This is a genomic window from Bowmanella denitrificans (genome assembly GCF_002887595.1).
Classification (GTDB): domain Bacteria; phylum Pseudomonadota; class Gammaproteobacteria; order Enterobacterales; family Alteromonadaceae; genus Bowmanella; species Bowmanella denitrificans.
Window position 1 is genome coordinate 659,826 of record NZ_PEBU01000002.1, and the last position, 13,898, is coordinate 673,723.

General features: G+C 51.3%; 10 protein-coding genes. 1 reads left to right on the forward strand and 9 read right to left on the reverse strand.

Features of this window, described 5'->3' with window-relative positions:
- Positions 1 to 75 precede the first annotated feature (75 nt).
- From CSR04_RS06485 to modA, 9 genes are all read right to left on the reverse strand, one after another.
- Positions 76 to 2,202, reverse strand: a complete 2,127-nt coding sequence (locus tag CSR04_RS06485; RefSeq protein WP_102795425.1) for a tetratricopeptide repeat-containing diguanylate cyclase — start codon at positions 2,200 to 2,202, stop codon at positions 76 to 78.
- 91 nt (positions 2,203 to 2,293) lie between these two features.
- Positions 2,294 to 3,472: a 2-methylaconitate cis-trans isomerase PrpF gene (prpF, locus tag CSR04_RS06490; protein WP_172449259.1), complete on the reverse strand. Its 1,179-nt coding sequence runs from the start codon at positions 3,470 to 3,472 to the stop codon at positions 2,294 to 2,296.
- Positions 3,473 to 3,941: 469 nt separating this feature from the next.
- The gene (gene acnD, locus CSR04_RS06495; protein WP_102795426.1) at positions 3,942 to 6,536 is read right to left on the reverse strand and encodes a Fe/S-dependent 2-methylisocitrate dehydratase AcnD; all 2,595 of its coding nucleotides are present in this window, start codon (positions 6,534 to 6,536) and stop codon (positions 3,942 to 3,944) included.
- Positions 6,537 to 6,689: 153 nt separating this feature from the next.
- Positions 6,690 to 7,817 carry a bifunctional 2-methylcitrate synthase/citrate synthase gene (gene prpC, locus CSR04_RS06500; RefSeq protein WP_102795427.1) on the reverse strand — a complete coding sequence of 376 codons (1,128 nt, stop codon included), beginning with the start codon at positions 7,815 to 7,817 and terminating at the stop codon, positions 6,690 to 6,692.
- A 150-nt stretch (positions 7,818 to 7,967) separates the two neighbouring features.
- Positions 7,968 to 8,846 carry a methylisocitrate lyase gene (gene prpB / locus CSR04_RS06505; RefSeq protein ID WP_102795428.1) on the reverse strand — a complete coding sequence of 293 codons (879 nt, stop codon included), beginning with the start codon at positions 8,844 to 8,846 and terminating at the stop codon, positions 7,968 to 7,970.
- Positions 8,843 to 9,529, reverse strand: a complete 687-nt coding sequence (locus tag CSR04_RS06510) for a GntR family transcriptional regulator (RefSeq protein WP_102795429.1) — start codon at positions 9,527 to 9,529, stop codon at positions 8,843 to 8,845. Before CSR04_RS06510 ends, prpB begins: the two co-directional genes overlap by 4 nt.
- Before the next feature lie 105 nt (positions 9,530 to 9,634).
- Entirely contained in the window at positions 9,635 to 10,696 is a 1,062-nt protein-coding gene (gene modC, locus CSR04_RS06515; protein ID WP_102795430.1) for a molybdenum ABC transporter ATP-binding protein, read from the reverse strand.
- Positions 10,689 to 11,378 (reverse strand): molybdate ABC transporter permease subunit, encoded by a 690-nt coding sequence (gene modB / locus CSR04_RS06520; protein ID WP_102795431.1) that lies wholly within the window; start codon positions 11,376 to 11,378, stop codon positions 10,689 to 10,691. Before modB ends, modC begins: the two co-directional genes overlap by 8 nt.
- Positions 11,378 to 12,121: a molybdate ABC transporter substrate-binding protein gene (gene modA / locus CSR04_RS06525; protein ID WP_102795432.1), complete on the reverse strand. Its 744-nt coding sequence runs from the start codon at positions 12,119 to 12,121 to the stop codon at positions 11,378 to 11,380. Before modA ends, modB begins: the two co-directional genes overlap by 1 nt.
- Positions 12,122 to 12,313: 192 nt before the next feature.
- Here modA and CSR04_RS06530 point away from each other — a divergent pair, with 192 nt between their 5' ends.
- The gene (locus CSR04_RS06530; RefSeq protein WP_102795433.1) at positions 12,314 to 13,894 is read left to right on the forward strand and encodes an inorganic phosphate transporter; all 1,581 of its coding nucleotides are present in this window, start codon (positions 12,314 to 12,316) and stop codon (positions 13,892 to 13,894) included.
- The last annotated feature ends 4 nt before the right edge of the window (positions 13,895 to 13,898 follow it).

Genomic DNA, 13,898 nt, shown 5'->3' on the forward strand with positions numbered 1-13,898 from the left:
ATAATTATGTAACAAAATCAAGAGGAAGCCTGTCTGGGTCTAGCTGTTATTTTTGTTACAGAATCAAATGTGAGGTTACTTAGCGGTACTGCTTTGCCAGCGAAGCGGGCTGGCAAAGGAATGTTGTATGTGCAACTTATCCTGTGCAACCAGCTGTTGAATTTGCTCAGAATCAATGCTGCTGAGGGATATTGAAGGGTCAGCAGTGATAGCATCCAGCCCGACCCAACCGTTCCGGCCAGAATGTTTGGCGGCGTATAAACACAGGTCCGCCAGCTTTATCAGTGTGGCCCATGGATTGTGCTCTGCAATGGCCAGGGGATAGCAAACATAACCGACCGAACAGGTTAACCACAATGGCTCAGTGCCTTGGGGAGAAAACGCGCTATGGCGAATACTTTCAACAAAGCGCTGTGCCAGTGATGTTGCATCTTCCCTGTGTATAAACCGGGCCACGGCAACAAATTCTTCCCCACCCCAACGCACCAGATAATCAGAATGGCGAAATACCTGCTGCATGCGTTGTTTCAACATACGCAGCACGTCATCGCCGACATTGTGGCCGTATTTGTCATTCAGGGCTTTAAAATTGTCCAGGTCGATAAGAAAGACCACCAGGTCAGCGCTCTCAGGTTTGCCGGTCTTGCCTCTTTGCCAGTCCTGATAAAGACGCTGACTGTGGATCAGATCGCTTTCAATATGGCTTTCCAAAAAATGGCGGTTATGCAGGCCGGTGAGTTTGTCGGTCAGGCTGATGGTTTCCAACTGTTTATAGGCGGCCTGCAATTCCAGGTTTTTATCTTGCAGCTCTTCTGTTCTGCTTGCCACTTGCTGTTCCAAACGCCGGTTAAGACGTTTTTGATTGTGACGATGGTAAAGCATTAATAGCAGGGTAAAACCTGCGGCAAGTCCCAAGACCCAAAAGTTGCGATACAACCTGTGTTGTTCAACCATGGCTTGCTGCAGCGCCTGTTCTTTTTTCAACAGCTCTATCTGATTTTGCTGACGGGTAAAATCCGCCTGCGCTTGGATATTGGCAATGGTTGCCGCTCTTTGCGCATTGAATAGCTCATCATCCAATTGTTTTTGATGCTGCAAAGCGGCCAGGGCTTCACGTACCGCGTCCTGTTTAACCAGCACCTGCACCCGCAGTTTTTCTAAAATGGCTTCATCGGCACGTTCATTATTCAATCTTGCCTGGATCACACCGGCTTCGATGTAACCCAGCGCAGCACCGTATTCTTCCTTCTTAATGGCCAGTTCCGCCGCCAGTTTATAAGCGTCAACCAGCAGACTTTTATATTCCTGTTTCATTGCCCTGGCGATAACACCATCGAGTAATTGCTGTGCTTCATTGTAATGACCTTGGTCCATTGCCAATTTTGCTAAAGAAGTGCGCGCCCAATCCGCATCCCGCGGCGCGTGAATCTGTTCAAATAACGCCAGGGCCTGGTTAAGGTGTATGGCTGACTGCGCAAAATTGCCCAGTTCACTGTATAAGAAACCCAACTTGTTGTGGCTGTACGCAATGTTTTTCGGATCGCCGACAGCTTGGTCCATCTCCAGCGCTTGCAGGAAGTAGCTCAGGGCCTTTTGTCTATCGCCCATGGTACGGTTGAGGTCGCCCAGATTAAAAATAGCGCTGGCGATCCCCTCCTGATCGCCTGTCTGGTAATGTAAATCCAGGGACTGTTGATGCGCCTGCAACGCTTGTTCGAATTGGCCCATCTTTTCCAGAATTGTACCAATGCTGTTGTAAACCGAGGCCATCGCCCTGGTGTCTTGCTGCGTTTGGTAGATTTGCATCGCCAGATAGACGTTATCCAGCGCCTGGCCGTAGTCACTTTGATAACGATAGGTCAGCCCAAGCTGGCGGTACGACTCTGCCAACAGGCTTTGCTGGTTGATGTCCAGAAACAGACTAATGGCCTGTTGAAGATAGGCTTTGGCATCGGGGTAACGATTTCGCTCCATGGCATTTCTGCCGAGGTTGAAATAAGCCCGGCCCTGTTCAAGCAGATCGCCGCGTTGATTGGCCAGGATCAGATATTGATTGGCAAGTTGATCGGCATTGTCCATCTGGCCTTGCTGCCTTGCACTTTCAACTTGCTCCCTCAGTAGAGTGAAATTGTCCTGCTGGGCCAGAACAGATGCCGAGAATGCGCATGACAGCAACACCGCCAGGTTAAGAAAACGCCGCAAAACAGCAATCCAAAAAGTCTAAATCGACCAAGAAGGTAACATTAAAGGCGATGGATAACCATCGCCTCAAGGCGCTGTCAAACTATTCAGACTAGCCTGGTACTCTTACCCAACCTTCCATCAGCACACGGGCACTGCGGCTCATAATGGCTTTGCTAACCTGCCATTGGCCATCTTGTTGAATCGCCTCGGCTCCAACCCTCAAAATGCCGGATGGATGACCAAAGACCACCGCTTGTTTGTCATCGCCACCGGCAGCCTGATTAACCAATGTACCGGGAATGGCGGCTGCGGTGCCAATGGCCACGGCAGCGGTACCCATCATGGCATGGTGCAATTTGCCCATGGATAAGGCCCGTACCAGCAAATCAATGCTGTCTGCGCTGACCGCTTTACCACTGGACGCCTGATAGTCTTTAGGCGGTGCGACAAAGGCAATTTTCGGGGTATGGGCGCGGCTGGCCGCTTGGCTGATATCTTCAATCAGGCCCATTTTCAGCGCACCATAAGCGCGAATGGTTTCAAAGCGCGCTAGCGCTGCGCTATCGGCATTAATATCGTCCTGCAATTCGCTGCCGGTATAGCCAATATCCGCAGCGTTAACAAAAATGGTGGGAATACCGGCGTTGATTAAGGTAGCTGGAAAACTGCCGACGCCAGGCACATCCAACGTGTCGATAAGATTGCCGGTGGGAAACATTGCCCCGCCCTCACCGTCTTCGTCGGCGGCCGGATCCAGAAATTCAATCTGTACTTCGGCGGCTGGAAAGGTCACACCGTCCAGTTCAAAATCGCCGGTTTCCTGTACTTCACCGTTACTGACTGGCACATGAGCAATGATGGTTTTGCCGATATTGGCCTGCCAGATCCGCACTACACAATGACCATTGTGGGGAATACGATCGCTTTTGACCAACCCATTGCTGATGGCAAAGGCACCCACTGCGGCAGTGAGATTACCGCAATTGCCACTCCAGTCGATAAAGGGCTTGTCGATGGCCACCTGGCCAAACAGATAGTCCACATCGTGGTTGGCTTTGGTGCTTTTGCTTAAGATCACGGTTTTTGAGGTGGATGATGTCGCCCCGCCCATACCGTCGGTATGCTTGGCATAAGGGTCCGGACTACCGATGACCCGTAGTAACAGCGCATCCCGCTCCGCCCCAGGCACCTGCGCCGCCACCGGCAAATCATCCAACTTAAAAAACACGCCCTTAGAGGTACCGCCACGCATATAGGTGGCTGGAATACGAATCTGAGGCTTAAACATAATAGACTCCAATTTATTCAACCACAGAGACACAGAGGGCACAGAGGTTCAAAAATCTAAGCACTCTGTGTTCTCTGTGCCTCTGTGGTTAATTTAGGCTTTTTGGATTCCAGGAGGTTCTGGACAGGTCTCTGTAATATACAATCCGCCACGCATATAGGTGGCTGGAATACGAATCTGCGGTTTGAACATAATAGCTTCCAATTTTCTTCAACCACAGAGACACAGAGGGCACGAAAAATAGCAGGAGATCTTTCAATCGAGGCCTTCGCAATCTCAGCGTTCTCTGCGTCTCGTCGTTTAATGAACTAATGTCTCTTACAGTAACAATACCTTCAACCACTCTGTGTTCTCTGTGCTTCTGTGGTTATCTATCATTCTGTTTAGATAAATTTCACCACAGAGACGCCGAGGGCGCAGAGCGTTTAGTACTGGCTAGTCTGTATTCTTCTGTGCCTCTGTGGTTAATTTAGGCTTTTTCCGATTCCAGGAAGTCCTGGGCGAAACGCTGCAGCACGCCGCCCGCTTCATAGATAGACACTTCCTCGGCGGTATCCAGCCGGCATTTAACCTGCACTTCTTCACTGTGGCCGTTTTGGCGCTGCACTACCAACGTCAGCAGCGCACCGGGCTCACGTTTGCCTTTAACATCAAAGGTTTCGGTGCCATCAATGGCCAGCGTATGGCGGTTGGTGCCGGCTAAAAACTCCAGCGGCAGTACCCCCATACCAATTAAGTTAGTGCGGTGAATACGCTCAAAGCCTTCTGCCACTATAACTTCCACCCCTGCCAGGCGTACTCCTTTGGCGGCCCAGTCACGGGACGAACCCTGACCATAATCGGCACCGGCAATAATGCACAATGGCTGTTTACGCTGCATATAGGTTTCAATGGCTTCCCACATGCGCGTTACCTTACCTTCCGGCTCAACACGGGCCAGCGAACCTTGCTTAACCTTACCTGCTTGGTCTTTGACCATTTCGTTAAACAGCTTAGGGTTGGCAAAAGTGGCGCGCTGCGCGGTTAAATGGTCACCGCGATGGGTGGCATAAGAGTTAAAATCTTCTTCCGGCAGGCCCATTTTGGCCAGATATTCCCCGGCAGCACTGTCCAGCAAGATAGCATTGGACGGCGACAGGTGATCGGTAGTGATATTGTCCCCCAGTACCGCCAGCGGTCTCATTCCTGTCAGGCTGCGCTGCCCGGCCAGCGCCCCTTCCCAATAAGGTGGACGGCGGATATAGGTACTCATTTCACGCCACTGATAGAGGGGATCAATATGGCTACCGTAGTCGACAGTTAAGTCGAACATCGGGTCGTAAACTTTGCGGAAATGCTCGGGCTTGACCGATTTGGCAATCACCGCATCAATTTCTTCATCACTTGGCCAGATATCCTTTAAGGTCACAGGCTTGCCTTGGGCATCCAGCCCCAGTGCGTCTTTTTCAATATCGAAGCGCACCGAACCGGCAATGGCGTAGGCAATAACCAGCGGTGGTGAGGCTAAAAAGGCCTGTTTGGCATAAGGGTGAATACGGCCGTCAAAGTTACGATTACCCGACAGCACCGCAGTGGCGTATAGATCGCGCTCGATAATCTCTTGTTGAATCTGTGGATCCAGTGCGCCGCTCATACCATTACAGGTAGTACAGGCAAACGCCACTATGCCAAAGCCCAACTGTTCCAGTTCCGGCAGCAAACCGGCTTCTTCAAGATACAGCTGCACCGCTTTGGAGCCTGGGGCCAGCGAGGTTTTCACCCAGGGCTTACGCACCAGGCCCATGGCATTGGCCTTTTTGGCCAGCAGACCAGCGGCAATCACATTGCGCGGGTTACTGGTGTTGGTACAACTGGTGATAGCGGCAATAATCACGGCGCCATCTGGCATTTTGCCTGACTCTTGCTGGTAATCAGCGACAATCCCTTTACTGGCCAGTTCATTGGTTGCCACCCGTGCATGGGGGTTAGAAGGCCCGGCCATATTGCGCACTACTGTGGCAAGGTCGAATGTCAGCACCCGTTCGTACTGCGCCTCGGTCATGCTGTCGGCCCACAGTCCGGTGGTTTTGGCATAGTTCTCCACCAGCGCGATTTGTTGGTCGTCACGGCCAGTCAGGCGCAAGTAGTCAATGGTTTGCTTGTCGATATAGAACATGGCCGCGGTGGCGCCATATTCCGGAGTCATATTGGAAATAGTGGCGCGATCGCCCAGGGTCAGACTGGCTGCCCCGGCCCCGAAAAATTCCAGATAGGCCCCGACTACTTTTTCTTTACGCAGAAATTCGGTGATGGCCAGCACGATATCGGTAGCGGTAATGCCGGGCTGTGGTTTGCCGGTTAGCTCAACGCCGATAATATCCGGTAAGCGCATCCAGGAGGCACGCCCCAGCATCACGCTTTCGGCTTCCAGGCCACCTACCCCGATGGCAATCACGCCCAGCGCATCCACATGCGGGGTATGGCTGTCGGTGCCAACACAGGTGTCGGGAAACGCGACACCGTCTTTAACCTGGATCACCGGCGACATTTTCTCCAGATTGATCTGGTGCATAATGCCGTTACCCGGAGGGATCACATCAACATTTTTAAATGCCGTTTTGGTCCAGTTAATAAAGTGAAAGCGATCGTCATTGCGCCTGTCTTCTATGGCGCGGTTTTTCGTAAAGGCGTCTTTTTCAAAACCGGCGTGTTCTACCGCCAGGCTGTGATCGACTATCAACTGGGTGGGTACTACGGGGTTAACTTTGGCCGGATCGCCGCCTTTTTCGGCGATAGCGTCACGTAAACCCGCCAGATCGACTAGTGCGGTCTGGCCAAGAATATCGTGGCACACCACCCTGGCCGGAAACCAGGGGAAGTCCAGTTCGCGTTTGCGCTGAATGATTTGGGTTAGAAACGCATTGAGCTTGGCCGGTTCGGCGCGTCTGACCAGATTTTCGGCCAGGACTTTGGCGGTATAAGGCAATTTGGCATAGGCACCAGGCTCAATGGCCTCCACTGCAGCCTGGGTATCGAAATACGCCAGGTTGGTGCCGGGCAATAGCTGTTTAAATTCGGTATTCATATTTGCACCACAGAGTCACAGAGCGCACAGAGAATTGGATAGATAAGAAGCTGGTCTTTCCCAGCGCGCTTTAGTTGTTTGCTGTCATTATCCACAGAGACAGAAAGAGCATATTACTTAGTGCCCTCTGTGCCTCTGTGGTTCTTTTTGATCTTACCGCTGGGCGATGGGAGTGACTTTACGTAGCTCTTCGCCGGTGTATTCCGCCGATGGGCGAATAATGCGGTTGTCGGCGCGCTGTTCCATCACGTGGGCTGCCCAACCGGTTAAACGCGACATCACAAAAATCGGGGTAAACAACTTAGTCGGAATACCCATAAAGTGATAAGCCGAGGCATGGAAGAAATCGGCATTACAGAATAGTTTTTTCTCACGCCACATCACTTCTTCACAGCGCACCGAGACCGGATACAATACTTTGTCGCCCACATCATCGGCCAGCCTGGCCGCCCAGGATTTGATAATGGCATTGCGCGGGTCAGACTCTGAATAAATGGCATGACCAAAGCCCATGATCTTTTCTTTGCGGGCTAATTTACCCAGCATTTCCTGCTCAGCATGCTCTGCAGAGGTAAAGCCTTCAATCATTTCCATGGCCGCTTCATTGGCCCCGCCATGCAATGGGCCACGCAGTGAACCAATGGCACCAGTGATACAGGAATGCATATCTGACAAGGTGGAGGCGCAAACGCGGGCGGTAAAGGTGGAGGCATTAAACTCATGTTCGGCGTAAAGGATCAGGGAAACATGCATCACCTGCTCGTGCAGTGACTTGGGTTTTTCACCATGTAACAAATGCAAAAAGTGCGCGCCAATGCTGTCATCGTCGGTTTCTACCTCAATGCGCACGCCGTCGTGGCTGAAGCGATACCAGTAGCAGATGATGCTGGGGAAGCAGGCCAGCATGCGTTCGGTTGCGTTTTGCTGCTCAGAGAAATCCAGTTCTGTTTCCAGATTGCCCAGCATTGAGCAGCCGGTGCGCAATACATCCATGGGATGAGCTTCGGCAGGAATACGCTCTAATACATCTTTTAATGCCTGTGGCAGCGCGCGCAGGGACTTAAGTTTAGCTTTATACGCATCCAGTTCGGCCTGATTGGGCAGTTTGCCTTGCAGAATCAAGTAAGCCACTTCTTCGAACTGGCAATGCTCGGCCAGATCTTTAACATCATAGCCGCGATAGGTAAGCCCGGAACCGGACTTACCCACGGTAGACAGCGCTGTTTTACCTGCCACCTGGCCGCGCAGACCTGCGCCACTTAATACTTTACCTTGTGCCATTGGTTATTCTCCTGATTTTTATAGGGTTCATTTACTGGTTTAATCAAGCATAGAAATGCCGCGTTTTTATGACGAATTTATTGCAGCGGCTATTCTCGTTCTATGCTGACGTCAGGCTGATTCAGTGCCTTTGCCGCAAAATCGGGACTATTACTTGTTTTTGCCCTGGGCAAACAAGGCGTCCAGTTTTTGTTCGTAGTCGTGGTAACCCAGGTAGTCATACAGCTCCATACGGGTTTGCATACTGTCCAGTACGGCTTTTTGGTCACCGTCGTTAAGAATATGCCGGTACACGTTTTCTGCAGCACGGTTCATGGCCCGAAATGCGGATAACGGATACAGCACCATATCCACGCCCCACTGGCCTAGCTCGGCTTTGTTCCAAAGCTCGGTCTTACCAAACTCGGTGATATTGGCCAGAATCGGTACGTTCAGCGCTTCGCTGAAAGCCCGATAATGGGCTTCGGTTTGAATAGCTTCTGCGAAAATGCCGTCGGCACCGACCTCAACATACGCCCTGGCACGTTCAATGGCGGCTTCCAAGCCTTCCTGTGCAAAGGCATCGGTGCGGGCCATAATAAAAAAGTCAGGGTCGGTACGGGCATCCACGGCGGCTTTGATCCTGTCCTGCATTTCTTCCACAGAGACAATCTCTTTATTGGGGCGATGGCCGCAGCGTTTTTGCGCCACCTGATCTTCCATATGCACCGCGGCCGCACCGGCCTTTTGCATGTCTTTGATGGTTTTGGCGATATTAAAGGCTCCGCCCCAGCCGGTATCAATGTCGACCATCAACGGCAGGTCGCAGGCAGCGGTAATACGCTGCACATCCACCAGCACATCATTCAGCGAGGTCATACCTAAATCTGGCAGGCCATAAGAGGCATTGGCCACACCACCGCCGGATAAATAGATAGCCTGATGGCCGATGTGTTTGGCCATCATCGCGGTATAGGCGTTAATCGTACCGACAATCTGCAAGGGTTGATTGTCGGCCAGCGCCTGGCGGAATTTTTTTCCTGCACTCATGCTTGTTCTCTCCTGTTACCGGCATCAGTGGCCAGTTTTTGTTCAATATTGATTCTTGAATAGGTGATATGACGGCGCATCAGCATTTCCGCCAGTTCTTCATCACGATTAGAAATGGCTTTAACAATATGGCGGTGTTCATCGAAGGCCGTGGTGACGCGCGGTCCGGCCATTCCCAGCTGTACGCGGTACATACGCACCAGGTGATAAATACCGTTGGTGAGCATATTAATCAGATGGCGATTTTTGCTGCCCTGAATAATGCGGTAATGAAAGTCCACATCTCCGGCTTCCTGATAATAAGATTCGCCGCCCTTTACTTCCTGAAAATGCTGGTTGAGTAAGTCATTCAGTGCGGTTATTTCCTGCTCTGTCATATTGCGTGCCGCCAGGCGTGCAGCCATGCCTTCCAGCGCTTCGCGCACTTCATACAGTTCAATCAGGCCCTGGGGACTCAGTGCCACCACTCTAGCGCCAATATTGGCTTTACGCTCAACCAGGCGACAGGATTCCAATCGATTGATGGCTTCACGTATGACGGCACGACTGACGGTATATTTTGTCGACAATTCTGTTTCACTCAGCTTGGCGCCTGATGCAATCCCCCCTTCTACTATGTCCTTTCGCAGCAGGAAGAATGTTTTATCGGCCGAAGTTACGGCCTGTTCACTGAGTAAATTCACGGGGCGTCACACAGGATAAGCTTATTAAAGTGTCGACAATATAGACCCCGAACCAGGGAAGATCAAATGTAAATGCAATAATTGTCGACAATAGTCGTAGATAGGTTAGCGACTAAGAGCCATAGATTTGATTTGCGCGAACAGCGACTGGCCTACTTGCAGATGCAGGTGCTCTGCCGAGCGCAGGCTGATCTTGGCCAGCAATGCTCCTGCATTGCTGCTAAGTTCAACCATTACTGCATCTTGCACAGTATTAACGCTTTCTACCCGGGCCGGCAGTCGATTGAGAATGCTGGAGTCATTGTGATTACCCAGGCTCAGGCTGATATCCCTGGCCAATATATGCAGGCGCAAAGGCTCTCCTACCTTGAGGCCAGAGTCTGGTAGCCATAAACTGGCCGACTGACTTTGGGCACTGACCAAATGCCACTGTGGATGGGATGCTGTGACCACGGCGTCAAGCACACAAAAAGGTGCATCAGGATCCGCCAGCCCCAGCTGGCGGCTCAGTTCGGCAATACTGCCCTGTGCCTTCAACTTACCCTGTTCCAGCATCAGCACGTAGTCAGCCAGGCGGGTCAGCTCTGCCAGAGAATGGGTGACATAGAGCACCGGAATCGCCAGCTCCTGATGCAAGTTATGCAGATAGGGCAAAAACTCCTGTTTACGTTTTTCGTCCAATGAAGCTAAAGGCTCGTCCATCAACAACAGGCTGGGATTAATAAGCAGTGCCCTGGCAATCGCCACCCGCTGGCGTTCGCCGCCTGACAGCGCATCGGGTAACTGCCTAAGCAGCCCGTCAATGCCCAGCAGTTCGACAATTTGTGGATAGGGTATGCCTGTGCCAGGCCAGGCCCGTTTGCGCGCATAATCCAGATTGCCCTGCACAGTTAAATGAGCAAATAAGCTGGCCTCCTGAAATACATATCCCAATGGCCTTTGATGCACGGCCAGTTTTTGCTTGCCTTGCTGCCAGATTTGTCCGGCTACAGTTAAAGAGGCACCAGCACAAGGCTGAAGACCGGCAATAAAACGCAGCAGGCTGGTTTTACCCGAGCCGGAATGACCGAAAATGCCGGTAATGCCCTTGCCCGGCAACACGCAATCGAGAGCCAGATTGAATTGTTTACTTAATTGCAGATCCAGGCTGATTTCAATCTTATCCATGACCTTTCCTTTGCGTGTTTTGTCTTGAAACTCCCTGTACCAGCAATAACACGATAAATGAAAAGACCAGCATTAATGCCGACAAACTATGGGCCTGACTGTATTGCAGCGCTTCAACATGATCGTAGATTTGTACCGAAACCAGGCGGGTTTCGGCGGGAATATTGCCACCTATCATCAGCACTACACCAAATTCCCCCACCGTATGGGCGAAACCAAGCACGGCGGCGGTAATAAAGCCGGGTCTGGACAGCGGTAATACCACAGTGATAAATCGGTCCCAGGGACTGGCGCGCAAGGTGGCCGCCACTTCCAGAGGACGCAGACCGATGGCGGTCATGGCGTTGTATAAAGGCTGTACCACAAAAGGCAGGGAGTAAAATACCGAGCCCACCACCAATCCCCAAAAGGTAAAAGGCAGCAGGCCCAGCCCAAACCACTGGGTAAACTGTCCGATCGGCCCTTGCGGCCCCATCGCTACCAGCAGATAAAAGCCAATTACAGTGGGAGGCAAAACCAAGGGTAGCGCCACTAACGCTGCGACAGGCCGTTTAAACCAACTTGTGGTCTGGCTTAACCACCAGGCGATAGGTGTCCCTATCAATAACAGAATCACTGTCACCGTACTGGCTAGCTTTAAGGTCAGCCAAATGGCCGCTAAATCGTCATTGCTAAGCGGCATTATTGGTTTTGCCCAGGTAACGCATAACCAAATGAGCGGATAATTTGCTCTGCATAGGGTGATTGTAAAAAGGTAAGGAAGGCCTGTGTATCAGCACGCTCATGGGCATCTCTGATCACCACTCTGTCCTGGTATATGGGCGGGTAAAGATGGCTGGGTACCAACCAGGTATGCTGAGTATCCAGTGCGCCGTTGTGCATCAATTGTGACAACGCCACAAAGCCAAGTTCGGCATTGCCGCTTTGCACAAACTGGTAGGTCTGGGCAATGTTCTCTCCTTGCACCCAACGGGTTTTACTGCTGTGCAGCAAATTGAGCTGGGTTAAAACGCTTACCGCTGCACTGCCATAGGGGGCGAGCCTGGGGTTAGCCAGGGCCAGTTTGCGATACGGGCCGTTTAGAATCTTGCCCTGCTGTGGATCCTGCCCGGGTGACCATAACACTAACTTACCTATGGCATAGGTTTGCTGACTTCCTGCTTGCGCGATACCTGCGTCCAGCAGGGCCTTAGGTTTGCTCTGGTCTGCACTGAAAAACAAATGAAAAGGTGCACCGTGGGTGATTTGCGCAACAAATTTGCCGGACGCGCCAAGAGCAAGACTAACCGGATAGCCGCTTTGTTTCTCGAATTCGTCGGCAATGGCCTGCATGGGTGCAGCAAAGTTAGATGCTACCGCCACTTTCAGTGGTTCAGCCTGGGCAGATATAAATATCAGCGCCAGTAACGCCACCAGTGCCCTCATATCGTTTCCTTATCTGTTCGCGCTTGGTGTTGAATCTTAGCCTATTGCAATAATCCATTGAAGCTAAAAGGATTTCATGACTCGTCATGGTCACCGGACCTGCAATGTCACATTAATTACACAATGCCTTGTTAGCTTGAGCGCAGTTTACCCCAACTTAAAACGATTGCAGTGAATACCCTGAGTAATGTAATGACAGCGCCGCGCTCCGGCAACCAGCTATCCAGACTGAGCTTGTTCTTTATTGTGCTGATGTTGGTAACGGGCGGCTATTTCCTTTATTGGGGATTAGGCTATACCCACAATAACCACAGCCTGCTATTCGTATTGGCTACGCTGTTTGGCCTGTTTATGGCGTTCAACATTGGTGGCAACGATGTAGCCAATTCCTTTGGTACCAGTGTTGGTGCCGGTACCCTGACCATTAAACAGGCCTTGTTTATCGCCGCTATTTTTGAGGTCAGTGGTGCGGTAATTGCTGGCGGTCAGGTAACAGAGACTATCCGCAAAGGCATTGTGGATATGAGTCAATTGCATATGGACCCGATGCAATTTGTTTATATTATGATGTCGGCACTCTTGTCTGCGGCCCTTTGGTTGTTGTTTGCCTCTAAGCGCGGCTATCCGGTCTCTACCACTCACGCCATTATTGGCGGTATTGTCGGTAGTTCTATCACCCTCGGTATTTTAATGAATGGCAGTGATTCTGCCTTTGGGTTGGTGCATTGGGATCAGATTGGTGAAATTGCTATATCCTGGGTGTTGTCTCCCTTGTTAGGTGGGTTGGTTTCCTACCTGTTGTTTGCGGCCATTAAAAAGCATGTACTGCATTACAATGATGAAGCAGAAAGCCAGCTGAAACGCATAAAAAAAGAAAAAAAGAAGCTAAAAGCCCAGCATAAGCAGGCATTTGAGCGCCTAAGTGAAATTCAGCAGATTGCCTATACCGGTGCCATGGCGCGTGATGCTCATGTGTATGTTGAGGGAGACTTTGGTCCTGATGATCTGGAATCTGACTATTACCGCAGCTTGCATGAAATTGACCAGAAGAAGCAGGAAGTCGGCGCACACCGAGCCCTGGAACACTGGGTGCCACTGATTGCCGCGTTGGGGGCCATGGTGATTTCTGCCATGCTGCTGTTTAAAGGCCTGAAGCATATGAATCTGGGCCTGACAAGACTGCATAACTATCTGATTATGATGATGATTGGCGCCGCAGTATGGATGGCAACCTTTATCTTTGCCAAAACCCTGAAGGGCAGTTCACTGTCTCAGTCAACTTACTTAATGTTCAGTTGGATGCAGGTTTTTACCGCGTCAGGCTTTGCCTTCAGCCACGGCTCCAATGATATTGCCAATGCCATTGGCCCTTTTGCCGCCATATTGGATGTACTGCGTACCGGTGAAGTGGGCGCTACGGCGGCGGTCCCCACTGTGGCCATGGTGGCCTTTGGTATCGCCCTGATTGTCGGTCTGTGGTTTATTGGCAAAGAAGTGATCCAAACCGTAGGTCACAACCTGACGCAGATGCACCCTGCTTCGGGTTTTTCTGCGGAATTAGCCGCCGCAGCCGTGGTGATGGTCGCCTCTTTAATGGGATTACCCGTCTCCAGTACCCACATACTGATTGGTGCAGTATTAGGCATAGGCCTGGTTAATAAGCAAACTAACTGGGATTTGATGAAACCCATTGGCCTGGCCTGGATCATCACCCTGCCCGCTGCAGCACTGCTGAGTGCCGCCTGCTTTATGGTGCTACGCGCCACATTTTAATCTT